General features: G+C 26.2%; 22 protein-coding genes. 20 read left to right on the top strand and 2 right to left on the bottom strand.

Annotated features, from left to right (window positions below; genetic code table 4):
- Position 1: 1 nt before the first annotated feature.
- The 10 genes from proS to MCOLE_RS02525 all read left to right on the top strand — a co-directional run bounded on the left by proS (position 2) and on the right by MCOLE_RS02525 (position 10196).
- Complete coding sequence (gene proS / locus MCOLE_RS02570) at positions 2 to 1423, top strand: proline--tRNA ligase (RefSeq protein ID WP_100671187.1); 1422 nt, start codon at positions 2 to 4, stop codon at positions 1421 to 1423.
- Positions 1424 to 1450: 27 nt separating this feature from the next.
- Complete coding sequence (locus MCOLE_RS02565) at positions 1451 to 2074, top strand: ribonuclease H1 domain-containing protein (protein ID WP_100671185.1); 624 nt, start codon at positions 1451 to 1453, stop codon at positions 2072 to 2074.
- A 3-nt stretch (positions 2075 to 2077) separates the two neighbouring features.
- The gene (locus tag MCOLE_RS02560; protein WP_100671183.1) at positions 2078 to 3007 is read left to right on the top strand and encodes an alpha/beta fold hydrolase; all 930 of its coding nucleotides are present in this window, start codon (positions 2078 to 2080) and stop codon (positions 3005 to 3007) included.
- 19 nt (positions 3008 to 3026) lie between these two features.
- Positions 3027 to 4829 (top strand): translation elongation factor 4, encoded by a 1803-nt coding sequence (gene lepA / locus MCOLE_RS02555; protein ID WP_100671181.1) that lies wholly within the window; start codon positions 3027 to 3029, stop codon positions 4827 to 4829.
- A gap of 14 nt (positions 4830 to 4843) precedes the next feature.
- A complete protein-coding gene (locus MCOLE_RS02550; RefSeq protein ID WP_100671179.1) occupies positions 4844 to 5653 on the top strand; it encodes a hypothetical protein in 810 nt (269 codons plus the stop codon).
- Positions 5654 to 5784: 131 nt separating this feature from the next.
- Entirely contained in the window at positions 5785 to 6525 is a 741-nt protein-coding gene (locus tag MCOLE_RS02545; RefSeq protein WP_100671177.1) for a hypothetical protein, read from the top strand.
- Positions 6526 to 6574: 49 nt separating this feature from the next.
- Positions 6575 to 7099 carry an NUDIX hydrolase gene (locus MCOLE_RS02540; protein WP_100671175.1) on the top strand — a complete coding sequence of 175 codons (525 nt, stop codon included), beginning with the start codon at positions 6575 to 6577 and terminating at the stop codon, positions 7097 to 7099.
- Between the two features lie 77 nt (positions 7100 to 7176).
- A complete protein-coding gene (locus tag MCOLE_RS02535; protein WP_100671173.1) occupies positions 7177 to 9531 on the top strand; it encodes a hypothetical protein in 2355 nt (784 codons plus the stop codon).
- On the top strand, positions 9518 to 9871 hold the full coding sequence (locus MCOLE_RS02530) for a hypothetical protein (RefSeq protein WP_100671171.1): 354 nt from the start codon (positions 9518 to 9520) through the stop codon (positions 9869 to 9871). Before MCOLE_RS02535 ends, MCOLE_RS02530 begins: the two co-directional genes overlap by 14 nt.
- Before the next feature lies 1 nt (position 9872).
- Positions 9873 to 10196 (top strand): hypothetical protein, encoded by a 324-nt coding sequence (locus MCOLE_RS02525; RefSeq protein WP_100671169.1) that lies wholly within the window; start codon positions 9873 to 9875, stop codon positions 10194 to 10196.
- Between the two features lie 69 nt (positions 10197 to 10265).
- On the opposite strand, the gene typA is transcribed toward MCOLE_RS02525, so the two are convergent.
- A complete protein-coding gene (gene typA / locus MCOLE_RS02520) occupies positions 10266 to 12104 on the bottom strand; it encodes a translational GTPase TypA (RefSeq protein WP_100671167.1) in 1839 nt (612 codons plus the stop codon).
- 128 nt (positions 12105 to 12232) lie between these two features.
- Here typA and eno point away from each other — a divergent pair, with 128 nt between their 5' ends.
- A complete protein-coding gene (eno, locus tag MCOLE_RS02515; protein ID WP_011183366.1) occupies positions 12233 to 13594 on the top strand; it encodes a phosphopyruvate hydratase in 1362 nt (453 codons plus the stop codon).
- A gap of 61 nt (positions 13595 to 13655) precedes the next feature.
- On the opposite strand, the gene MCOLE_RS02510 is transcribed toward eno, so the two are convergent.
- On the bottom strand, positions 13656 to 14060 hold the full coding sequence (locus tag MCOLE_RS02510) for a cytidine deaminase family protein (RefSeq protein ID WP_100671165.1): 405 nt from the start codon (positions 14058 to 14060) through the stop codon (positions 13656 to 13658).
- Between the two features lie 74 nt (positions 14061 to 14134).
- On the opposite strand from MCOLE_RS02510, the gene MCOLE_RS02505 reads away from it, so the two are divergent.
- The 9 genes from MCOLE_RS02505 to MCOLE_RS02465 all read left to right on the top strand — a co-directional run bounded on the left by MCOLE_RS02505 (position 14135) and on the right by MCOLE_RS02465 (position 26907).
- Complete coding sequence (locus MCOLE_RS02505) at positions 14135 to 15034, top strand: phosphatase PAP2 family protein (protein ID WP_100671163.1); 900 nt, start codon at positions 14135 to 14137, stop codon at positions 15032 to 15034.
- On the top strand, positions 15027 to 15455 hold the full coding sequence (gene ruvX / locus MCOLE_RS02500) for a Holliday junction resolvase RuvX (protein ID WP_100671161.1): 429 nt from the start codon (positions 15027 to 15029) through the stop codon (positions 15453 to 15455). Before MCOLE_RS02505 ends, ruvX begins: the two co-directional genes overlap by 8 nt.
- 71 nt (positions 15456 to 15526) lie before the next feature.
- Positions 15527 to 16096: a hypoxanthine phosphoribosyltransferase gene (gene hpt, locus MCOLE_RS02495; protein ID WP_100671159.1), complete on the top strand. Its 570-nt coding sequence runs from the start codon at positions 15527 to 15529 to the stop codon at positions 16094 to 16096.
- Positions 16097 to 16320: 224 nt separating this feature from the next.
- Complete coding sequence (locus MCOLE_RS02490; RefSeq protein ID WP_100671157.1) at positions 16321 to 19191, top strand: ATP-binding cassette domain-containing protein; 2871 nt, start codon at positions 16321 to 16323, stop codon at positions 19189 to 19191.
- A gap of 14 nt (positions 19192 to 19205) precedes the next feature.
- Entirely contained in the window at positions 19206 to 21077 is a 1872-nt protein-coding gene (locus MCOLE_RS02485; RefSeq protein ID WP_100671155.1) for a hypothetical protein, read from the top strand.
- 35 nt (positions 21078 to 21112) lie between these two features.
- Positions 21113 to 22927, top strand: a complete 1815-nt coding sequence (locus MCOLE_RS03750; protein WP_100671153.1) for an MFS transporter — start codon at positions 21113 to 21115, stop codon at positions 22925 to 22927.
- A gap of 50 nt (positions 22928 to 22977) precedes the next feature.
- Entirely contained in the window at positions 22978 to 25032 is a 2055-nt protein-coding gene (locus MCOLE_RS02475; RefSeq protein ID WP_100671151.1) for a hypothetical protein, read from the top strand.
- A 29-nt stretch (positions 25033 to 25061) separates the two neighbouring features.
- Positions 25062 to 26651 (top strand): hypothetical protein, encoded by a 1590-nt coding sequence (locus tag MCOLE_RS02470; RefSeq protein ID WP_100671149.1) that lies wholly within the window; start codon positions 25062 to 25064, stop codon positions 26649 to 26651.
- 19 nt (positions 26652 to 26670) lie between these two features.
- Positions 26671 to 26907, top strand: a complete 237-nt coding sequence (locus MCOLE_RS02465; protein ID WP_100671147.1) for a hypothetical protein — start codon at positions 26671 to 26673, stop codon at positions 26905 to 26907.
- Positions 26908 to 26975 lie beyond the last annotated feature (68 nt).

Raw genomic sequence — 26975 nt, 5'->3', positions numbered from 1 at the left:
AATGAAACAATTAGATAAAATAACACCAAGAGATGTGGATTTCTCACAATGATATACAGATACGGTATTAAATGCTAAATTAGCTAGTTATGGACCAGTTAAGGGGACAATTATTTTTAGACCTTATGGATATGCAATTTGAGAATTAATGCAAAAATATTTAGATGCAAAATTTAAAGAGCTTGGAGTAGAAAATGTTTACTTTCCATTATTAATTCCTCAATCATTATTTCAAAAAGAAAAAGATCACATTGAAGGATTCTCTCCTGAAATTGCAACTGTTACAAGAGTTGGAGATACACCATTAGCTGAACCATTATTTATTAGACCTACTAGTGAAGTATTAATGGCTAATTTCTTTAAAAATGAAGTTAAATCATACCGTGACTTACCTTTAATTTTTAATCAATGAACTAATGTAATGCGTTGAGAAAAAACAACTAGACCATTTTTAAGAACAAGTGAATTCTTATGACAAGAAGGACATACAGTTCACTCAGATAGAACTGAAGCTTCTGATTTAACTTTAAAAATCTTAGACACATATACTGAGTTTGCTCAAAATGCGTTGTTATTACCAGTTATTCCTGGTAAAAAAACAGAGAAAGAAAAATTTGCTGGAGCTGATTCAACATATACTATTGAATCATTAATGCATGATGGACAAGCATTACAATGTGGAACTTCTCATTACTTTGCAGATAACTTCTCAAAACCTTATGAAATTAAATTTCAAAATAAAGAAGGAAAACTTGAACATGCTTACTCAACAAGTTGAGGAGTTTCAACAAGATTAATAGGAGCTATCATTATGACTCATTCTGATGATAATGGATTAGTACTTCCTTCAATGGTTTCACCAATTCAAGTTAGGTTAATTCAAATTAAAGAAACTGATGAAGTAATTAAAGTAACTGAAGAGATTAGAAACTTATTAAAAAACAAATACCGTGTTGATATTGATAAAACTGATAAATCATTTGGATTTAAAATTAGTGAAGCTGAAATCAAAGGTATTCCTTTAAGAATTGAAGTAGGACCAAGAGACTTAGAAAATAATCAAGTAACTATTTCAAGAAGAGATACAAGAGAAAAAATTCAAGTTAATTTAAATGAAGTTGAAACAATTGTTGATCAAATGATTAAGGACTATGATGCTAATTTATATGCTAAAGCATTGAAAAACCGTGAAGATAGAACTTCAAAAGCTAGTTCAATCGAAGAATATAAAAATATTTTAGGTCAAAATCAAGGATTTGTTTTAGTTCCGTTCTGTGGAGAAATTGCATGTGAAGAGGATGTTAAAAAACAAACTTCAACTAACTCACGTTGTATTCCATTTGAACAAGATAATAAAACTGAAAAATGTTTTAATTGTAATAAGGAAACAACTTTAAAAGTTTACTTTGCTAGAGCTTATTAATTTAATAAAGAAAAAGGAGGTTTAGATATGAAATATTACGCTGTTAAAAAGGGAAGAAACATTGGTGTTTATACTACTTGAGATGAATGTAAAGCTCAAGTTGAAGGATTCAATAATGCAGTTTATAAATCTTTTTCAAGTAAAGCTGATGCTGAAGCTTTCATAACTGGTGTTGTTTCAAAACCTAAACCTGTTAAAATTAATGCTGAAATTAATGAAAATGTAGCTGTTGCATATAGTGATGGTAGTTTTATAAAAGCAAACAACACTTATTCATATGGTGCTGTTGTAATGTGAAAAAATAAAGAGTTTCACTTTTCTAAAAGATATCGTGATGATGAATTAAAATCAATGTGAAATGTAAGTGGAGAATTGCAAGGTGCTAAAAGAGTTATGTTATTTGCATATGCTAATAACATTCCAAAGTTATATTTATATCATGATTATGAAGGTATTGCCAAATGAGCTAATCATGAATGAAAAGCAAAATCTGATGAAGGCATTGAATATATTAAATATGTTGATCAAATCAGAACTAAAGTTGAAATAGAATTTATTTGAGTTAAAGGTCATAGTAATGATTATTACAATGACTTAGCTGACCAATTAGCAGCTAATGCAACATTTGAAGAATATGTTAAGGAGGTTTAGAAGATGAGAAAATTTCAATTACAAATGATTGATGGAAAAGAATTAATTAATTTTGAATGAAAAACATCTGAAAAACCAATTGCTGTTATTCAAGTAGTGCCAAACTTTGATGAACATATGGGAATGTATGATGACTTTGCTAAATTAATGGGAGAACATAACATTTTAGTTGTTGGTACTGATTTAAGAAGCATTGGAGAAAGTAGAGACGAATCTGATGGTTCAAACATTTTCTTTGATAAAAAACAAGGGTGAAGTAAATTAGTTGAGGATGTTAAAAATATTAATACTTGAATTAAAAGATATCATCCAGACTTACCAATTTTTATGCTAGGTCAAGGACTAGGTGGTAATTTAGCAAGAACTTTTTCAATTAAATATTCAGAAGAAATTGCTGGATTAATTTTAATGAATACTCGTGATTATAATTATTTTATTTCAAATTTATTTTTAAAGTACATGAATTTAAATCAAGTAATTTTTAATGTAAGAAATGATGCAAAATTCCTTAATAACATTAGAGAGAAAAGAATTAATAAAAGTCATAATCCATTATTGAAATTTGATAATCAGTGATTATCAAGTGATTTAAAATATGTTCAAAAGTATAATAATGATCCTTTATGTAATTTAAAACTAAGTTTTTCAGCTTTTAAAGATATTGCTGTTGGAAATAAATTCATTTCAAAAAATTCAAACAATGAATTTATAACAAAAGACCTACCAATCTTAATTCAAAGTGGTGGATTAGATAACTATACAAAAATGGGAAAAGATTCGCAAAAATTATTTTATAGATTTACTAAGTTAGGTTTAGATACAGACTTTAAAATTTACCAAAACCTTAAAAATAAATTATTAGAAGAAGAATTAAATGAAGTAGTAATTGATGATATTTTAAAATTTATAGAAAAATATAGAGATAACTATTAAATAGTAAGAAAGAGATAACATGGATAAATCAAAAATTAGAAATTTTAGTATTATTGCTCATATTGATCACGGGAAGTCAACATTGGCAGACCGTATTTTAGAGTTAACTAATACTGTAACTAAACGAGAAATGCAAGAACAATTGCTAGACTCAATGGATATTGAAAGAGAACGTGGAATTACAATTAAATTGAACTCTGTTCAATTATATTACAAAGCAAAAGATGGACAAGAATACACTTTTCATTTAATTGATACTCCAGGTCATGTTGACTTTGCTTATGAAGTTTCAAGAAGTCTTGCAGCTTGTGAAGGAGCTATACTTGTAGTTGATGCAACACAAGGTATTGAAGCTCAAACACTTGCAAATGTTTATTTAGCTATTGAAAATAATTTAGAAATAATCCCTGTTATTAACAAAGTTGATTTACCAAGTGCTGATGCAGATAGAGTAAAAGAAGAAATCGAAAATACAATCGGAATTGATTGTAGTGATGCACCATTAATTAGTGCCAAAACTGGACTAAATGTTGAAGATGTTTTAGAAGCTATTGTTAATAAAATTCCTGCACCATATGATGCTGATGATGAAAAACCTTTAAGAGCTTTAATCTTTGACAGCTACTATGATAAATACTTGGGTGTTGTTATGTCAATTAGAGTAAGAGAAGGTTCAATCAAAGTTGGTGATAGAATCAAACTTATGGCAAATGGAAGTAGTTATGAAGTAACTGAATTGGGAGTAAAAAACCCTAAAATAGTCAAAAAAGATCAATTAAGTGCTGGAGAAGTAGGATGAGTAGCAGCTTCAATTAAAACTATTAAAGACATTAATGTCGGAGATACTATAACAACTGTTACAAATCCAGCATTACATGCTTTAGATGGTTATAAAAAACTTAAACCAATGGTTTATTGTGGAATTTATCCAATTGATACAAACCAATATCAAGATTTCAAAGAAGCTTTAGAAAAAATGGAATTATCAGATTCATCTTTAGTATATGAACCCGAAACTTCTCAAGCATTAGGATTTGGTTTTAGAGTTGGATTCTTAGGGCTATTACACATGGAAGTTGTGCAAGAAAGATTGGAAAGAGAATATAATCTAAATCTAATTGCAACAGCACCATCTGTTATTTATAAGATTCATTTAACTGATGGATCAATGATTGAAATTGATAACCCCGCTAAATTACCTGATCCACAAAAAATCAAGTTTATGGAAGAACCATTTGTCAATGTAAAAATTATGACACCAAAAGAATCAGTTGGTGATTTAATGAGTTTATGTCAAAACAAATTAGGAACTTATAAAGATTTACAAGTTGTTGATGATAATCGTATGATGTTAGTTTATGATATGCCATTAGCTGAAATTATTTTTGATTTCTTTAATAAATTAAAATCTATTTCAAAAGGTTATGCATCATTTGAATATGAAATGATTGGTTACCAAGAATCTCAATTAGTTAAAATGGATATTTTATTAAATGGAGATATGGTTGATGCATTCTCAATGATAGTAAATAAACACTTTGCATATCAAAGAGGAGCTGCTTTAACTAAAAAACTTAAAGAATTAATTCCACGTCAAAACTTTGAGGTTCCTGTTCAAGCAACAATTGGGAATAAAGTTTTAGCGCGTGAAACAATTAAAGCATATCGAAAAGATGTAACTTGAAAGCTACATGCAGCTGATAAATCAAGACGTAAAAAACTTCTTAATAAACAAAAAGAAGGTAAAAAGAAAATGAAAGAAATCGGAAGTGTAGAAGTACCACAAGAAGCATTCATTGCAGTTTTAAAACTTGATGATTAGAAAGGGTTTATAATATGACAAAATTCAAATATGAAGATTGACTAATGCAGTTTATTAATGATGATTGATATATACAAATAAATACATCAGAAAATAATATTATTTTTGATGAGGTTGTACAATTACATGAAAAATGATTAGGCTCTTTAAATTATCATAATTTTATTAAAGAAAATCAAGAAGCAATTGCTATTGATAACTTACCAGGTTTCTTAGAAAATGAAGAAATTTGTAAAACTAATGAATATATTAAATCGTTCATTAGTGGGGTATTTCATTTAAGAATTGATGGCCTTTATAATATAGTTTCAGACTATGTAAATGCATTTAATGAAATAGATGAAAATTCATTTAATGCTGTTGATGAGAGCGGAATTGATGTTGCTATAAATAAAGCATTTCTAGAACTTACAGAAAAATACTATGAAGAATTAATTACAATGGTTAGAAACACAGTAGTTCCTGATGAATTCAAATATTGTTGAAGAGATTTAGTTGAGTTAGTAAAGAGATTTAGTAAATATGAATCAAAAGAAGATAAGCTAGATGTAGCTTATCAGCTATTAGATTATCTAACATCAACAATTGATGGTTTTGATGATTTATCAATTGATTTAACGGATGAAATGATTGAAAGCTCAAATGCATTTATTGCACTATTAATTAAATATGAAATTATTTTTGACCGCTTGATTTTATTAAAAGAACATATTGAATATAAGTTTGTAGAAACAAAGGGATTACCTGAAAACTTTTACAGAATGAATATAATAGATCGATATAAAGAAATTGAAGCGTTTAAAATAATGAATGAAGAAGAGTAAAAATTTAAATAAAACAGGTGAATCCTTAAAAGATTTATCTGTTTTTTAATTATTTTTACCCCGCTTAAACAAAAAAACAATACAATTTAACTTATAGGGTTTTTTTAGCCATAAGTTATTTAAAGGAAAATATGAAAAATAAAATAAAATTAACATTATTGCTGTTTATTGCAATAACTCCAATATTTTGTGTTGGTATAGATTTATTAATGTCTGTTATTCAACCAGATTCTGAATCAGGTGGTGCGCTTACTTTTGATCAATCAATCATTAATCAAGTTATATACTTTTCAGTATGAACTACATTAATAACATCTTTTTGAGGAATAGCTGCTGTATTAAATTATTTCAGAAAAAATAGTAAAAGAATTGCTTGAGCAGAATCTGATAATGTAATGACAATGGTTGTTTCTTATCAAATAGTTGTGTTTTTAATTTATACATTTACTTTTATCGCTTCAAGAGATGGAATAGTTGGTTTTAACACCTGATATAAAGTACTAAAGTCAGTTCTTGAACACTGAATTTTGCCTTTTGTAGTAATTGGTTATTATATTCTAAGAGAAAGAGAATCAACTTTAACATCAAAAGAATTTATGAAGAAAAAAGCTTGAATAAATTGTATTATTCCATTTGCTTATATATTTTTCATTTCTATTAGAGGATTAATGATTGTTAAATATTCTGATAAAGCTGATTGATTTACACCATTTCCATATTCACAATTGGACCCAACAGATCAACCTGTTTATTTATGATTACCTGGGATGATTAGTTTCATTGCGCTATTTTACTTTGTCAGCTCACTAGTAAATTTTACATCTATAAAATTAAGCAATAAAATAAGTATTAAATATAAGTTTGTAAGATAACCCAATAGGATTATTTTTTGTTATCATTTTATTAATTAAAGGGGCGCGTATGGAAATTTTAGATTTATATGACATATTAGGTAATAAAACTGATCAAACAATGATAAGAGGGACTAAACCTCCAAAAGGTTTTTATAGAAGAAAAATAACTATTGGAATTTTTAATAATAAAGAAGAAATGTTAATTCAAAAAGTTTCTAAGGAAAGAAAGCATTGAACTGGAATGTGAACACCATCAGTTAGTGGTTCTGTTTCAACTGGTGAAAATAGCCAATCAACAGCAGCAAGAGAAGCAAAAGAAGAGTTAGGATTAGAAATAGATTTTTCAAATATCAGACCATCATTTACGATTAATTTTAGTGAAGGATTTGATGATTTTTATCTAATTAAAAAAGAAGTAGAAATTAAAAAATTAGTTTTACAAAAGGAAGAAGTTGAAGAAGTAAAATGAGCAACAAAACAAGAAATAAATAATATGATTATAACTGGTGAATTTTTACCATTTTATTTTGAAATTATTGATCTAATGTTTTTATTGAAAGAAAAAAAGAGTTCTTATAAAATTATGAAGTAGAAAGCTAATTAATTTAAAAAGATGATTAAACATATTTTTCTTATATATTTAATTACAAATCATAATAAGGAGGCCCTATGAAAATAGACTTACATTGTCATACAATTGCTACAAAAAAAGGTGAATCAAAAAAAAGAAATCTTGGTGAACAAGACTTTTCTATTTTTTTTAGTAATGCTAAAAAAAATAATGTAAGAGTTATAGGTATTACTAATCATAATTACTTTGATTTAAAGCATTTTAGAAAAATGGAAATGTATAAGCCTGAAGAGATATTATTTTTACCAGGAGTTGAATTAGATATAAAAATACCAAAAGAAAATCCAATTGAGATTAATTTGAATGATAATAATAAAGAAAAAAATAATAAGTTATTCGATATATTTAATTTTAATATAATAGCAGATAGCAATAAAACAAAAGAATTTTCTGACATGATTGTTGAAATTTTAAATGGGCATGATGCAGAATCATTTTTGGGATTAACAATAAATGATTTAGAATGATTTTTGGATAAATATGATATTTCTGTAATTGGTTTATTACCAACTTCTAGTAAACAAAATAATAATAAAAAAATAATGACTAATGAAAATTTAGAGAATTTAAAAAATATATTTTCGAAAAAAGGGCGTTATTATAAATTTGAATTGGGAAATTCTTCTTTTAAAAATAATGAAAAAACACAAGAAATATTTAGAATTAATAAATTGTCATATACAGTGGGTTCTGATTCACATGATTCCTCTAATATTGAATATAAAAATGTTGAATCATACGATATAAATATGGAATTTTGCAATATAATGGAGTATATAAACTTTTGTAAAAAAGTTGTTAAAAATTTAGAACCTATGAAAAGTTTTGAATTGGACTTAAATTTAAAAACAGATGAAGGAGTGTTTATAGATAATATTAATTTAAACTTTGTTGATGGTATAAATATTATTTCTGGAAAATATGGAACAGGAAAATCAATTTTACTTAAAGCTGCATTAAATGCCTATAATGATTTAAATAATACTAATATTTCTATGTTTTATGGAGGAAAACCGGAAACAAATTTTAATGAAATAAAAGAATCTCATGTAAAAAATGCAATAAATCAATTTAATTTAGAAGAAGTAAAATTTCATGAAATATCAAAATATGTTGAAGATGAAACGTTAAATAAAAAATTATTTGAAGGCAATGAAATATTGAGTAAAATAATTGAAATTAAAGAATATTATGAAAATGAAGGCTCACAAAATTTTAATGGTTGAAATAATTTAACTTTTAATGAAGAAATAGAAGCAGAAATTGAGAAAAATGAAAAAAATTTTAATGAAGAAATAAATAAAATTAATTTAAAAATTTCTAATTTAAATGATTGAAAAAATAACTCTGAAAAATATTTTAAAAAAGTTTTAGAAAGTCCGGAATTTTTAAAATTTAAATATATAAAAGATTTTAACAAATCTTTGAATGAAATTTTCAATTATATTAATGATGCTCTTCTTTTTGAAATAACAAGTAAACAAACAATAAGAAAACGAAGCTTATTTTTATCTGAAATTAGAAAAGCAGCTCAATCAGCAATTAAAAAAAATAAAGGTGAAAAAACAAATCCGTCAGCTATTAATTTAAGAAAATATTATTCAGAAAAAGAAAGAATTAGAAATGAGTTACGAATAATTTTGGATCTTCCATCAACTTTTGAATATAAAGAAAAATTAGGTAGATTAAGCAGAAGCGAAAGTGTTTATATTAATATTGAGTTTTTAAAAAATGATTTATATGATACAAAAGGATATAAAGCAATTCCAAATAGTAATTTTTCTGATAAAAGAAACTCGCTAAGTATAAATGAATATCTAACTAAAATATACAATGAAATATATTCGAGTTCTTTTTCTAATCTTTTTTATAAACATATGAATGACTCCTTAAAAGAGCTATTAAAATTAAAGCCAACAATTGAAAAAAAAGAATTATACGTTTTTAAAACTTACTTTAAAATAAATAATAATATACTTACCGGTCAATTATCTTCAGGTCAGCGAAAATTATTAACAATATCATCATATTTGGAAGAAGAAAGAGAAGCTTATTTCCTAGACGAACCAGAAGTATTTTTAGATTCAAAAACAACAAATGAAATAATTTTAGATAAAATAATTGAATTAGACATTAGGAACAAACCTATTTTTATAGCTACACATAATGCAAATTTAGCAATTAATACCCAGCCAAGAAATATAATAGTTAGAAAATATGAACCAGATCAAAATATTTATAAAACATACTTTGGAAATAAACAAAATGGTTATTTAAGAGATTTAGATAACACTGAAGTAAAAATAAAAGCTGCACCAGAATTACTAGATATGATGGAAGGTGGGGAAAAAGAGTTTTACTCTAGAGAGGAATATTATAATGAACAAAGTTAAAATAAAATTTAATATGCACATAATTTCTTTTTTCATAAGTGGAACGGAATATAAACTAGATATAATGAATCCTACTGAAAATGATCTTGTAGATCTATATAATGCAATAATTATAAAGATTAAAGAAGATTGTAAAAATTATGATATTATTAATGAAATAAAGTCATTAAATGAAAATGGTAAATTTAATCATGATTTCTTTATTGATTGCAATTTTATTAAACAAGAAAAAATTTCTGCAGAGGATAGAATTGCAAAAGACATAATTATAAAATTTTGTAATGAAACAAAAAATATTTATATAAGTGAATTTGATAGAATAGAAAAAGGAAATAACTAATATGAAGTATGTTATAAAAATAAAAGATGTCTTAAATGATAAAGAAAAAACATACATAAGTTTAAAAATAACAGATGAAATAAGAAAAGAATTTTTATATGAAAACACTATTTTTAATTCGCAAAATTTAAACTTGTTTAATTCTAAATCAGAAGCAAAAAATGAATTAAACATTCTTATTAATGATTGAAAAAGAATTCAATTATCAAACCCTGAAAAAGATATTGAATTTTATTTTGATGAAAAAGAAAAATTACATATTTCTTTTATTAATGAATTTGGAAAAAAATATTTTATATTCTTCATTGATGAATATAAAATATAAAATGCAAGGAAACCTAAAAAAATTGAAAAATGAAAACACGCTATTAAATAAGCGTGTTTTCATTTTATTTTAATCAAAAACTTTTTTATTATCGTTTCTGTGTTGACGTCTTTCAGTATTTGATAATCATCTTTTTCTTAAACGAATATCATCTGGTGTAACTTCAACTAATTCATCTCATTCGATGTATTCTAATGCTTCTTCTAAAGTCATTAATTTAGGTGGAGTTAATTTAACTGAGTCATCACTACCACTAGCACGAGTGTTAGTTAATTTTTTACCAGTTGTTGGGTTAACTTCTAAGTCATTATCTCTTGAGTGTTGTCCAACGATCATTCCATCATAAACTTCAACTTGAGGTCCTACAAATAAAATTCCACGTTCTTCTAAGTTATTTAAAGCGTAAGGTAATGTTTTACCTGAAGCCATTGAAATAAGAACTCCGTTTTTACGTGATTCAATTTCACCTTTGTATGGTTCAAATCCATTTGAACTTCTAACCATGATTCCTTCACCATGAGTATCATTAGTAAATTCACTTCTAAATCCAATTAAAGCTCTTAATGGGATGTTGTAAACAATTTTATCTCTAACTCCATCAGAATCCATATCTGTCATTAAACCTTTACGTTGGTTTAATTTATTAATAACAGTTCCTGAATATTCAGTAGGAATGTTTAAGATAACTTTTTCCATAGGTTCTAATAATGTTCCATTATCACCTTTTCTAAAAATTACCTCAGGTTTAGAAATAGCTAATTCAAAACCTTCTCTTCTCATTTGTTCAATTAAAACAGATAAGTGAAGTTCTCCACGTCCTAAAACTTTGAATCCTTCAATAGTTGGGTTATCTAATGGTTCAACTTTTAAACCAACGTTTACTTCTAATTCTTTTTCTAAACGTTCTTTAATGTTTCTTGAAGTAACAAATTTACCAACTTTACCAGCAAAAGGAGAAGTGTTAACTAAGAAGTTCATACTCATTGTAGGTTCTTCAATTGTAATTGGTTCCATTGGATTAATATTATTTAATTCATTAATAGTATCTCCAATTGAAATATGTTCAATACCAGCGAATGTAATAATATCTCCAGCAAATGCTTCTTTAACAGCAACTTTATTTAATCCTTGGTAAACTGTTAATTTAGAAATTTTGGCTTGTTTAACTTCACCATCATTTTTAACAACACTAACTGTTTGACCTTCAGCAATTTTACCTTCAAAGATTCTTCCAATTCCTAATCTTCCAATAAATGAATCATAAGCTAATGAACTAACTTGCATTTTTAATGGTTTTTCAGCTAATTCAATTGGGTATGTTCCAACTTGTTCAATAATAGTATCAAACATAGGTGAAAGATCAGTTCCTTTATCATTTAAGTTTAATTGAGCAATCCCTTCACGAGCAATACCATATAATGTTTTAAATTCTAATTGTTCATCAGTTGCATCCAATTCCATGAATAACTCTAATACTTCTTCAACAACTTCTTCAGCTCTTTGATCTTTTTTATCAATTTTATTAATCATTAAGATTGGGTTCAATCCTAATTCTAATGCTTTAGATAAAACAAAACGTGTTTGAGGCATTGGTCCTTCACTTGAATCAACTAATAAAATAACAGTATCAACAGTTTTCATAATACGTTCAACTTCACTTGAGAAGTCAGCATGACCTGGAGTATCCACGATGTTAATTTTAGTTCCTTTGTACTCAATAGCACAGTTTTTTGAATAAATGGTAATCCCACGTTCTCTTTCTTGATCGTTTGAATCCATGATTTGTTCTACAACTTCTTGGTTATCTCTAAAAGCTCCACCTTGTTTTAAAAGTGCATCAACTAATGTTGATTTACCTGCATCAACGTGAGCAATAACCGCAATGTTAATAATTTTTTGATTTGACATTTTATTCTCCTTTTATATAACTTTTAAATGATATCACATTTTAAGCAATAATTTCTATTTAATTTTTTTTAAAAAGAGAATATAATATAGGAGTTAAATACATAATTTAAATAAAGAGAGGAAATTATATGTCAAGAATTGAGAAAATTATTGCACGTGAAGTATTAGACTCACGTGGTACTCCAACTGTTGAAGTTGAATTATGAACTGAATTTGGTGGATATGGAATTGCTAAAGCACCATCAGGAGCATCAACTGGAGAAAACGAAGCTTTAGAACTAAGAGATGGAGATAAAGCACGTTACAACGGAAAAGGTGTTTTAAAAGCAGTTGCAAACGTAAATGATAAAATTGCACCAGCTTTAATTGGACACGATGTTCAAGACCAATTAGGTTTAGACAGAGTAATGATTAAATTAGATGGAACTGAATTTAAGAAAAAATTAGGAGCAAACGGTATGTTAGCTGTTTCATTAGCTGCAGCTCACGCAGCAGCAAGTGAATTAGAAGTTCCTTTATACAGATACATTGGTGGAGTTCAAGCAAAACGTTTACCTGTTCCAATGTTAAACGTTATTAATGGTGGAGAACACGCTGATTCAGCAATCGATTTCCAAGAATTCATGATTATGCCAGTTGGAGCACCAACTTTCAAAGAAGCATTAAGATGATCATCAGAAACTTTCCAAGCATTAAAATCATTATTACATGATAAAGGTGATATTACTGCTGTTGGAGACGAAGGTGGATTTGCACCTCACTTCTCATGAGCATATGCTAAACAAGACTTAGCTTCATTTAAAGCTAAAACACCTGCTGAAATTGCATTAGACTTATTAGTTGAAGCTATTACAAAAGCTGGTTACAAAGTTGGTAAAGATGGAATCATGATCGCAATGGACTGTGCTTCATCAGAATTATACTTTGAAGACAAAAAATACCACTTCAAAAAAATTGAAAAAGTTACTGGTCAAGAATGAGCATTCACTACAGAAGAAATGATTGCTTACTTAGAAAAATTAGTAAACAACTACCCAATTATTTCAATCGAAGATGGATTAAGTGAAAAAGACTGAGATGGATTCGTTCAATTAACTGAAAAAATTGGAGACAGAGTTCAAATCGTTGGAGATGACTTATTTACAACAAACCCAAGATTTATTAAAGAAGGAATCAGCAAAGATGCTGCTAACTCAACTTTAATTAAATTAAACCAAATTGGAACTTTATCAGAAACTGTTGAAGCTATTACTATGACTCAAAAAGCTGGTTGAACTGCAGTTGTTTCACACCGTTCAGGAGAAACAGAAGACGCAACAATCGCTGACTTAGCTGTAGCATTTAACGCAGGTCAAATCAAAACAGGATCAATGTCACGTTCAGATAGAATTGCAAAATACAACAGATTATTACAAATCGAAGACCAATTAGGTGAAGATGCTATCTACGATGGATATGCAACATTCTATAACTTAAAAATTAATAAATAATTTTAAATAATTATTCAAACTAAGCTTAAAGCTTAGTTTTTTTATATTAAAAAAAATGGAATTAATATTTTTCCATTTTTTCTTTATCTTGTCAGTTTTTAATCATTAATTCATTTAAATTCAATGTTTGATCTTTTGAAATATAAAATTGTGTATTTTTGTTATTAGGATTTATTAACTTAACCAATTCTAAACATGCCCCACATGGTGGATAGATATAACCATTTCTGCCTATAGTTAAAATTGTTCTAATTTCGGTTTCATTATTTTTAATCATTTGAAATGCGGCAGATCTTTCAGCACATGTTCCTAACGCACAATCCATGACAACACAAACTCCTGTGTAAATATTATTATCTTTTGTTACTAATATTGAAGCAACAGCACCAGCTGTTACTTTTTCAGTTTTAAATTCCCTTTCATAAACTTCTTTTTTAACAATTTCTAATAAATTATCATAATTCATATAAATACCTCTTTGGATTTATATTTTAACATTTGTTAAGTTAAAAAAGGAATAAATTAAGTATAATTAAATGTATGAAACTACTAAAAGACAAACAAATACTTAAAAAACCGTACTTATATGCTTTTTTATTAATAGGAATAACATTGTTTACCATCTTTATGGTAGGAACTTTTTTGGATGCTCAAATAGCAGAAAAAATTTATCGAGAAAAGTCATGATTTGGTTACGCATTTGATAAATTTGGGCAATTAACATTTCTTATTCCTGTTAATTTTTGTGTTATGGGAATATTTATATACTTAACAGATAAAAGAAAAGACTGATCAGTGCAACTTTTCATATTTAAAATAATTTACTTAACTTTGATCTATGCTGGAATTGCATTTTATTTATTTGCTCCTTTAATGTCTAATAAAGACAAGCATACAAATGAAGTTAGTGTAGACATATTTAATACTTTTATATTCTGAATATTTTTTATAGCAACAAGTATATTTTATAAATTAAATCCAAATTTCACAGAACAAACAAACTTTTTATGAAAAGTGGGGCTAGTTATTATTTATGTAATTGCAATTTTTTTGACAACAGAACTTTTAAAAAACATTTTCTCAAGACCAAGACCCATTAAATCAGTTATTAATGGAGAAGTTCCGTACCGCGAATGATGAAATATTACTTATGTTTATGGATTTGGTAAAAATAAATCATTTCCTTCTGGACACGTAACAAGTTCAATTACTATTTTAGGATTAGCATTATTATTTAAAAAAGATAGCTTATATTATTATGGTGTTATATTGGTTGCGTTTATGTTTGCTGGTTTAGTAGGTAGCTCAAGAATGGTTTTAGCAAAGCACTTTTTATCAGATATATCATTTGCTTGTATTATGGCAATCACTTGATTTTTAATATTTGAAAATGTATTTTTAAAAATGCTAAATAAAAAACTTGGAGGAGACTATGAGTAATATTTTAGGGCTTGATATTGGAAGTAAAACTGTTGGATTGGCATCTTCCACTGGTAACGTAGCTAAAAAAGAAATTACTTTGAAATTTGAAGAATGAAATTTTGAAGAGGGTGTCAATTTATTAACAGAATTCATTAAAGATAAAAACTATGATACTTTTGTTTTTGGTTATCCAAAAAATATGAACGGTTCAATAGGTGAAAGAGCAGAAATGGTTGATTATTTCATTGAAGGATTCTTAGTTTATAACCCAGATATAAAAAAGGATCAAATCGTTAGAATAGATGAAAGAAGAACCACTAAGATGGCAAAATCAATAATGATTGAAGCAGGTTTATCACGTCAAAAACAAAAAGAAAACAAAGATACTTTAGCTGCACAATTGATTTTAGAAACATATTTAGAACAAATTAATAAATAAATTTATTAATACCTATTGATTAACAAATCAAATATGGGTATTATTTTTTTATAAACATTATTAGGAGAGCCATGAAACAACATCCATTAGCTAAAGAAATTTTATTTACAGATAAACAAATAGAACAAAGAACAAAGGAAGTAGCAAAAGAAGTTAAAGCCTATTATGAAAAAACTTCAGATAGTGAAAACACTTTACTAGTTATAGGCTTGTTAAAAGGATGTGTTCCTTTTTATCAAACATTTTGTATGAACTATGAAGCAGACTTAGAAATGGACTTTATGGTTATAAGTTCATATCTTGGTGGAACAAAAAGTAATGGAGAACCTAAAATTAATTTAGACGTTAATTCATCAGTTAAAGATCGTGATATTTTAATAGTTGAAGATATTATTGAATCTGGTATTACTTTAGATTATGTTAGAAAGTACTTGCTTAACAAAGGCGCTAACTCAGTCAAAATATTAACAATGTTAGATAAACCAACTGAAAGAAAAGTAGATATACAACCTGATTGAGTATGTTATTCAATAGAAAAACATTTCGTAATTGGTTATGGTTTAGATTATCAAGAAAAGTTAAGAAATTTACCATACGTTGCAATTTGCGACACAGAAAAATTAGCTAGTTGAAAATGATAAAATATTTAGTAAAAATATAATAAATAATCTTAAAAGAAGGCATTTTTTGCTTTCTTTTTTTGCTTTTTAAACTTATTGGCTGATTAACAATTTAAGTGTTTTTTTAACAAAATTCGTGAAAGACTTGTTTTTTTTTTTTTTTTGTGACAATTAACTCATGGTTTGAAAAATGAAGTTTAAAAATCAAATCAAACAAATTATTTAAATGATATAGGAGAAACAAAATGGAAAAAAATATTTTAAAATCAAAACGCATTATTTTAGAAAACTCTAACAATAATGCTGTGATGGTAGACCATTTTCATAAAAAATTTAAAGATATAAATATAGGTCCATTTTCTTTTAATATAGAAAAAGGAAAAGTTACAGCATTACTTGGAAGTAGTGGATCAGGTAAAAGTGTATTTTTAAATTCATTACTTGGAGCTACTCTAAATTATGATGGAAATATCTATATTAATGGTAAAGAACGTAAAAAAAGTAGTTCAATTGAAAATAACTCTAATGTTGGGTTTTATTCTCAAATGGATTTTTCATTATATTCAATTACAGCTTATGACTTTTTATACAATATGTGTAATGTTATGGGTTTAGACAAATCATTAGTTAGATCAAGAATTGAATACTGATTAAAAAAATTCGACTTATGAACATCTAAAGATAAACCTTTAAATGCATTTTCATGAGGAATGAAAAACCGTATGAATTTAATTTTATGTTTTATTAAAGAACCAGAAATTCTTATTTTAGATGAGCCAGGTGCAAACTTAGATTCTAAATGAAGAGGGCAATCTTACAAAATACTAAAAGAATTCAAAGAAGAATTTAACAGCACAATTATACTAACAGTTCATAATATCGATGAAGTTTATAACATAATTGAAAATTTTGTAATTTTAGAAAAAGGTAAATTATTATTTTCTGGATCAAAATCTGAATTAAACTTATACAAAAAAATAAATGTTTCATTTGAAAAAGATGTTGTGTTAGCAGAAGTTGAAAAACTCTTAAATCAACATAATATTTTGACATTTAAATTTGATTTAAGTACAAACTCATTAGTTATCGGTTTAAACGAGCATCAAACTTTTAACGACGCTTTAGCTATTTTAGAAAAAAATCATTTGCAACCAAAAGATGTTGTAGCACAAGCTATAAATATGGATGCTATTTCAAAAGCTTTAGAAGATAAAGAAAAACCACATAAACCAAAATACGAACCATTAAAGGAATTCGTAATTGATAGCTCAAATAAATCTGTTGATTTAGGTAAAGCATTGGAATTCTTAAATAAAATAGAAGATAAATATAAAAACATTTTAAATTTAGGCGAAGATGAAATAAAAGTTGGTTTATCAAATGACCTTGTATTAATAGGCGATGATTTATCTGAGACATCAGCTAAAACTCATGAAACATTAGTCTTAAATGATCCAAGCTATGTTGGCGAAAATGTTTTAACAGCTTCAGAAATAAATACAATTAAAAATGATTTTTTTGACAAAGTGCAAGAACTTAAAAATTTAAAATCAGAAATAAACAAAATTGTAACTGAACAAAAAACTGAAATTGATTTAAACATTGATGATTTAAAAGATTACTTTGCAAAAATTAAACTAGAATCAGAAATTATTCATCAAGTAAAAACAACATTTGAAGATCAAGCAACTAGTTTAAAAGTGCTTTTAGAACAAACAGAAGCTGAAACTCAAGATTTAGAATTTAAGAAAACAGATTTACAAATTAAAATTGATGAATTGAAAGCATTGCAAGAAGAAATTAGTTTAACTTCAGCAAATGAATACCAACAAATTGATTTAGTGAAAGATGAGTTCTCAAATAAGCTTGAAGATTTAAAATCTTATATTGAAAAAGTTAAGATTGAATCTGAAAATTCATTAACTTCTGAAATTGAATCAAAAATGAATGAGTTTAAAGAATTTGAAAATCAATTTAAAGACTTGGTTGCTGCTCAAAGAGAAATTATTCAAGACGAAATTAAAGATTTCAAGAGTTATTTAACTCAAATTCAAATTGAAAATGATGAAATTAATAACTCAAGAGATGCATTGGATAAAGACTTAAATGCTTTAAAACAAAACAGAGACGAATTCTTAACACAAGTTGATTTAGAACATGAAGAAGTTGAAATGAAAAAACTTGAGTTAAATGAAAAACTTGATGAATTAAAAAAATTACAAGAAGATATTGCTGTAGCAACAATTGCAGAATATGAAGAAATTGATTCAATCAAAGCTGAGTTTACAAATAAACTTATAGATTTAAAATCATATGTTGAAAGCATTAGTGCTGAAACACAAATTATTCAAGAATCAAAAGCTGAATACTTAGAAAAAATTAAAGAATTCAAAGAATATCACGATGAATTTAATAAGACAGCTTCTGCAGAAAAAGAATCAATTAAAAATAGTATTTCTGAATTAAAAGAATTCATGTCACAAATTCAAATTGAATCAAGTGAAATTAATCAATCAAAAACCGAACTTGAAGAAGAATTGAGAAGATTAAAAGAAACACAAAGTGCAGTATTAGCCAAAATTGAAGCTGAAGATATTTCAACTAAATCAAGACAAAAACAACTAGAGTCTCAATATAGGGAAATCAACACACTTCAAAGCAATATAGATACAAAAGTTAACTTGATTAATGAAGGTTCATCAAATATTAAAGAATACAATCTTGAAATCTCAAAATTAAAAGAGGAATTAGAGAAACTAAAATACGAGATGAATGAACAACAAAATACTAAAAAATATGTAGGTGCTCAACATGGTTGACATAATAACATTGATTATAATATGCAACAATCAATGTGACATCAACAAAATCTGACTTTATTAAAAGATCAAGAGTTAGAAAAAATTAAATCTGACTTAAATAAAGAAAAAGAATATTTTGAACAATTAAGAAAAGAAATGATTTTTGAAAAAGAATTAAATCAAAAATTAGCTAAATTTGATAGTGAAATGAAACAACGCGAAAATGTTTTAGAACTTGAAAGAATTAGACGTGAAATCCAAGAAGAAAAAAACAAATTAAACGAAGTATTGATGATGCAAAAATTTAACAAATAAATCCCCCCAATAAAATGTTAAAAAAAATATTACCAATTGCTTCTACATTTGTTATAGGTTTTGGTTTAGTAACTACTGCTTGTGGGCAAAAGCCAAAAGATGATAAACAAGAATATAAACCAATATATAACTACTATGTTCTTGGTGAATCTTTCGAGAAAGAAGTTGAAACAAAATTTCATAATGCGTTAGCTGAAAAGCAAAATGAACTAATTTATATTGATCAAGCAATGCAACAACATGAAAATTTTGACTTTTTTACTCAGTCTAATTTACAAGAAATAAATTTGCGTAAACAAAATCAAAATGTAACCTCAAATTATGATCTTTTATCTCAAAGAGAAAAAGATGCTCTGACTAATGATTTAAACAAAATCACAAAAAACAGCAAAATAGAAGAAACAATTTTAAATTCAATGAAACCTGAATTAAATTTTTACTCAAGTATTCTAGAATTTAAAAATGAAAATCAAAAATGATTTGAAGGATTATCTTATGATTTTAGCAATATAGATTTTGGGTATCTAAGTTTTGATAACGAAAATAAAAATTATATAGCAAATGTTAATTTAGATTTAGTTTTTACTTACCAATATACTGACATCAATAGCAATGTAATTAAAAATAAATATCAAGAAGATATAGTCATTACAATTTGTAATCAAGATGACATAATTGAAAATTTAAAATTTTCAACTAGTGAGCTAAGAGAAAATCTTATTAAAGACAAATTTGAGTGAACGTGATTTGATGCGTATGACCTTAGAATAAATGATTATGCAAGATTGTTTAATTTATCGAATAGTGATTTTGAAAATCTTTTTAAATTTGATAAATTTGAAAAAAGTTTATTAAATTATATTTCTAAACATAATACTAATTCATCTAATCCAACTCAAAGCTATAATTTTACTTTTAAAGACGAAAATAGATTCAAAAATTTTAAATCTATTAACAGAATTAATAATTTTAATCCACGTGAAAATAAATATGGTTCTAAGCAATTAATACTTGATGATACAGTTTCGACAACAAATACAAATAATATAAACTTATTTAAAACAGTTTTCAGTGAACTAATAACAGATGACCAAATTGTTTTAGAAAATAAATTTGTAAAAGGGAATCAAGATATTTATGCTCACTTAAATAAAGAATACAAAACATGAGTAAGTGATTTTCAAACTAAATTTAATAAAGAACTTGGTATTAATTCTGATTCCATAGTTAACTACGGAGAAATAACTTTAAACAACTTTTGTTTATATTTTGATGAATTTAATTATTATCATCCAATTAATCCGATTTCATATTACGTAGGAATATCAGCTAATAATCTTAATGATAGTTATTTAAATAATGAAAACGAAATAGTTGAAACAAAAATAATTTCAGCAGGTCAAGATCCAATTTTTAAAGCAATTTATCAAAACACAATGAGTGCTCTGCAAGTTTTTCAAGAAACTTATGGAACAAGCAAAACAACATGAACGTCTTTATCAGACAATCAAGAATTAATTAATTTAAAAAACGCAAATATTTTGTACTCTAGAGCAGTAAAAACTAATGACAAGAGTATTTCTGATATTAATGCTCAGCTAAGTTTGCTTAACAATAAGAGTTTAACTTATTCAGCAGAATCAGAACGTCAAAGTTTTTTAAATAAAACAAATACTTCATCATTTCATTTTCAATTTAACAATAGTGAAGAATTGCAAAATATTCCAATAATTGAAATGACTAATAATAAACTTATTTTCAAAAAATTTAAAGAAGATTCAAGTAACCTTTCAGTCGATTTTAATTTATCGTTTTTAAATTTAAGTTTTGTAATTAAATCAGAAAAATTTTATTGGTTTGAAAGAACACTAATTGATTCAAATTAATTTAGTGAGCTACATTGAAAGGAGGTGAAGGTACTATGGTAGAAGAAAATTATGAAAAAAAGAAGACAAATCCTTTACAAAATTTTATAAAAGAAAAACTTATCAAATATAGGAGAATCCCTTTCATTAAATTAATGAAATTTAGTTTCAAAAGTTTGCTGAAAGAAAAATTATTTTATATTTTAAACTTAGCAACTATTGTTATTTCAATTTTAATTGGAATTGTATTAGCTTTTGTAAAATCAGGAAGTTCACAAGTTGTAATATTTAACTTTTATATATTATTTTTTGTTTGTTGTTTAATGTTTGTATTTATTTTAAGAATGATTCAATTTTTCTTTAGTAAGAATTTTGAAGATAAAACAACATATATTGTTTTAACTAATCAAGTAAGCAGAACAAAGTTCTTTATAGCTCAATATTTATTAATTATTTTAATTTGTGCTGTAAATATTTTAATGAGCTTTGTTGTTATAAATATATTTTACGCAACATTTACATTGTTTCATTATGATGTATTCATACTTAGAATGACGTCAATGTATGTTATATATTCTTTACTTGCTACATTCTTTTTAGTTAACTTTATTACATTTTTAATTTTTATATTTACGTTACAAACTACTACAATTATTTGTACATTGTTACTAGCATTATCATTTATAGCAAATATCCCCATGTCTTTTGTAAAAGCAAATGAAAAAAGTTATTATGTACAATTTACAAACGGCGACATTTTTCAATTAAATGATATATATGATGCTTACAGCTTATATGATCATGTGAATCAAGGAAATATTAAATATCCCCATTTATCTAAATATGTTTACAATTATTTCCTCTCAAAAGAAATGGTTACAGATCAATTTCATAACACAACAAATATAAATTATAGAATGCAAATGTGAAAAGATTTAGGACTTATAAATCCTAATCCAATTGTTATAACAGAAACGAATTTAGATTTATTCTCAAAACCCCTTAGAGATACATCTGTTCCTGATACTTGAAAAATTAATGATAAATTTAATATTCAAATAACTTTAAAAGATGCTTTTATAACAAACGAAGAATTAGATGAACTAATTAATAAAACTGTAGATCAAAATACAAAAAATATTCTAGTAGAATTTAGAAGTTTCACAAATGAAATTAATAAATACTTTAACAATGCTCTTCAATTTGAAAAATATGATTTATTTTATGATTTCTTATTTTTAGACTCAGGAATAGAAAAAAGTTATTTAGAGAAACTTAATCCAACTGAGGAAGAAATAGAAGAAAATAAAGTAACTTATGCATTGAAAAAACAAGATGTTGTTTCATTCTATGAATATTCAGTTGCAGGAATCCGAAATGACGGATTTAGATTTACAAATTCAAATGATCTAGTCAACAAACAATTAAACTTTAATTTAATGTACTCAGCTAGAGTAATTGAAGAATATTTTATTAAATATTCAAGTAATTACATAATTATGTCTTCAAATGCGGTATCTAAAACTTCAGGAGACTGAAATAGTTACATCAAAGGCAGAAGCATGATGCGTGGCCTATCCTATTTCAACTTGTATAGTGGGTTGTGAATGGTTTATACCAAAAACTTAGGATTCTACAATAATGATATTTGATTTTCTCCTAATTCTTTCTCAAAGATTTATTTAGAAGATCAAAAGAATTTATTTTTAGGATATCCTGAATACGAAATAAAACTTACTTCTACTAATATGATTGAAGGAAATACAACATCAAATTATGTTAAACCTTGATATTATTTGGTTATTTTATTTGGAATAAGTATATTGAGTTTTTCAATTGCTTTATATAAATTTAGAAAATTTGATTTCTAAAAAATTATTTTTTAAAAACAGAATTAAAAAGAAAAGGAAAAAACACAAAAATGAAAAAATTATTATTAATATTGTCATCATTTGCTGTAGTTGGTTCATCATCAATGGCTGTTATTTCATGTTCAAATGGAGATGATAATGGTGGAGATGACAAAGAAAAAGAAAAAGAAAAAGAAGCAATCAGACAATTAATCAGACAATTTGAATCTGAAGTTCAATCAAAATTCTCAACAATTGTTTCAACACCAATGACAACAAGATCAACATTGTTAGATACAGAGGCTTCAAAAAATGGATTAATTTTTTTCCAACAAGATAATTTAAAATCAATTTATGATCAAGCATCAACTGGTGCAGGTGGTGGTGAAACTACCCCTGAAATTTCGGCATTTGCAGATGAGCAAGCAGTTAAATTTTATGATGTTTTAACAGATAAACAACAAAAAGATTTAACATCAAATGTTGAATCACTATTAAGTCCATCTAAAGCAATGGCAGATTTAAGAAATGCAATTAGTACTTCAACTTATAGTGTTTTAATTGGAAGTTTTGGTTCAAAATGAATTGATGATCTAAAATTTGATTATGAAAATGCTGAAATGACTTATGGTGCTACAGGTAACACTGGAGAAGGATTTATTTCAAGTATTAATTTAAATTTCTCTTCAACTTATAGATATAAAGATGCAGAGCAAGCTACAGTTACAAAAGCTGTAAAAGGGACAATTGTTATTACTGTTTCAGATAATAGTGAAATCATTGCTTCAATTAACAAAATTAGTAATGAATTAGCTGGCGATATGTTGAAAGAAGCAAATGCAAATGTTTATGTTGACTTTGAAACATTAAGAGCGTTAGAACCAAGTTTAACAACACAAGATTTATTAACTGCTAATACAGATGCATATAAATCAGCAATTACTAAATACAATGAAAAATTTGCTAAATCATTAACAAAAATAGTTAAAGATAAATACTTTACAAATCCTAACTCACCTGTTGTCAACGCAATTCAAGTTGGGTACTATAATGAAAATGACATTATAAGACAAGAACTAACAAATCACTTTAACAACACAGGGAAAATAAGTGTTGAATTTGATGATGGTACAGAACATGAAGGAGTTTCATGATCTGAATGAAATACATTCTTTGGTAAAGTTAAAACAACTGACGCATTGCAACTAGAAGGCAATAGAGTAAATGGTGATGAAGTTTTATACAACTCACTTGAAAGTCAATGAAAAGAAGTTTTAGAAAATTACAATAAAAAATTAACAAGTGAGTATGAAAGAAGAACTGAAAATTCAAACATTAATGAAAATGAAAGAACTTCTGACTTATTAGCGATGTCAATTTCAAGTGAAACAATTACAAACAAGGGTTTAACTATTTCTTTACAAAATGGGTATACACAAAGATTAAGTGATGTTGGTTTCACATATTCTATTGCAATTGATAATAAGGCAACATCAGTTTCTGAAACAACTTCAGCTGAAACATCAAAAATATTTAGTGCATACTACAGAGGAATTGAACAAATGTTAAATACATTCCATAATTTCTATGGAATTTCTGAAAGTGATATTTGAACATCACCAAATGCTACATTACAACAGAAAAAAAATAAATTTAAAATGTCAGGTGAAACAGGTGTTAAAAAACAAGATGGCACAGATTTCAATATTTGAGATTATTGAAAAGAAACTGGAGCAATGAATGGACAAATAATTAATCCAACTAATTTTGCAGATGCTTTAAGTTTAAATACAAGTGTTGATGGAACACCTGAAGTTCAACAAATTAAAGAACAAAACTTGATTGCTAAAGCAAATGGTATAACTTACTTTAACTTTACTTACTCAGATTTACCTAAAACTTCTCAAACAAACAACTTTAGAAATGTAAGAAGAGCATCAATTGCAGATACATCTTACACAGGAAATAACGGTACAGTGTTGATGAAAGGTTTAACAATGTCTACAAGTAATAATTCATGTTTAAATTTTGGAATTTCAACAGACTTATTCGATGTTTCTTTTGGAAAAGGTAAAAGATTTGATATTGTTGCATGAGGTACATATACATTTATTGAAAGAATTTAACAAATAAAAACTAAGAGGAGAAGCTGAAAATGAAAAAATTATTATTAGCGCTATCAAGTTTAGTAGTTACAAGTTCAGCATCCACAATTGTTGTATCGTGTTCTACTAAAACAGAAAAACAAAATATTGATTCAATTGAAAGATTTTTGACTGCAATATTACATAGTAAACAAAACGATCAAGAACCCTGAACTAATGATGCATTGGAAACAGAACTTGTTAATCAAAAGGTTGATGTAGCTGGCGGAATTAGTGTAAAAGTTAGCGAAAAAATAGAAGAAGGGACAATCACCAACAAACAACAAAGTATTGAATTTATTGGTAATGGAACTTCAAAAAATAACTATAAATATACAGGTTCAATAACTTTAATTTATAATTTTGGTGGAAATAAGCCAGCACCTAAGAAAAAAATAACCAAAGCTGAATTAGCAGTAACTATAATCGGGTTACAAAACTTTTTAGATACAGTTCACTTTAAAAGTGAATCTGTTGTTAAAAGCACATTTGTGCCAAATGCAAACATTCCAGGAACTCCTGCTGAAGGCGTAGTATTTAAAGATGCAACAGTTGATATTCTATCATCAACTCAACCAACTGATCCATCAATCCCAAAATTTACAAAATTTAAAGTAAGTGGAACAGTTGGCATTAAAACTAATGATTCTGAGTACTACGAATTTGATGATGATGTTACTGACGAGGATAAAAAATTTACATGTGAAGGAACAATTGTAGATTCAGTTATTATAGAAGACAATGTTATAACTCAGTCTACAGAAAAAATCAATAATTGAATTAAAAATCAAGAATTTAGCGATTATAATGATTTTAAAAATAAGCTTTTAATTAATCAAAAAGAAATTTTAGAAAATGAACAAATTGCAATTGATAGTGTTAACAATTTAGATATAATTGAAAACAACTCAAATATTGATTCAAAGTTTTGAACAAATCAAGTAAGTGTTAACTTAAAAGCAAGTGCTGGTTATGAATTTTCAGAAGAAGTAATTCAAAAGGAACAAAATAAAATAAAAACAGATATTGAAATATTAAAAATACAGTCAGACCCTTTAAAGTGACATGTCTTAACCAGTAAAGATAAAAAAATAATTGAACCACAATTCATACAATTCAATTCAACTACTAACATAAATAAGATTCAAAAAGAATACTTAATAAATCAACAAATTACTCAAGAATGAAATCAAGATGATAATAAAACTCATCAAAAACAATTTGTAGAAAGTTTAAATATTTATACAGGTGATGATAAGGATCAAAAAATAAATAAATTTGTTAATGGTCAACATTTTACAAATACAACTGCATTTAACTTTGGTTCAAATGCAAGTGAAAGTTTATTTAAAGTTGATGAAATTTTATTCTTTGACAAAACTCAAGAAAACTTAAATGATAGTATTAATGGCGTTTTAGGAGAAACAAAAACATTGAATGATTTTGTTGCTTCAAGTAACGCATTGACTAGGGAAAAAATTGAAAATACTCAAAATATTAGCTATTATGTTGTATTTTTAACTAAAGATAAAGAAGATACTTATAAAGCTGCAAATAGAACATTAAATGTTATGCTTCAAGAAATTCCTATAGTTGATTAAAATAGAAAGATAAAAGATTATGACAGAACAAATTAAAAAATTTTTTAGCGGCCAAGATATAGAAACTAATTTAGAAGATCTAATCAAATTTAAAAAACAATTAAATAAAAATTTAATTAGTGAAATTAGTTCTAATAAAAATTTAGTTAAATTAGGTGAGTTTAGAGTATCTATATCAGACGCTGAAATGATTAACTCTCAATTAAATAAATTGATTAATGATTTAGAAGATATTATAAATCGAATAAATTTATAATAAGAAATGGTTTATCAAAAATAACTTTGAACCCTTCTTTAATTAAAAAGAAGGGTTTTATATTAAGA

It is taken from the genome of Mesoplasma coleopterae, from assembly GCF_002804245.1.
Classification (GTDB): Bacteria; Bacillota_I; Bacilli_A; order Mycoplasmatales; family Mycoplasmataceae; genus Mesoplasma; species Mesoplasma coleopterae.
The sequence above is the reverse complement of the archived record's forward strand: the minus strand, read 5'-3'. Positions and strand labels throughout refer to the sequence as shown.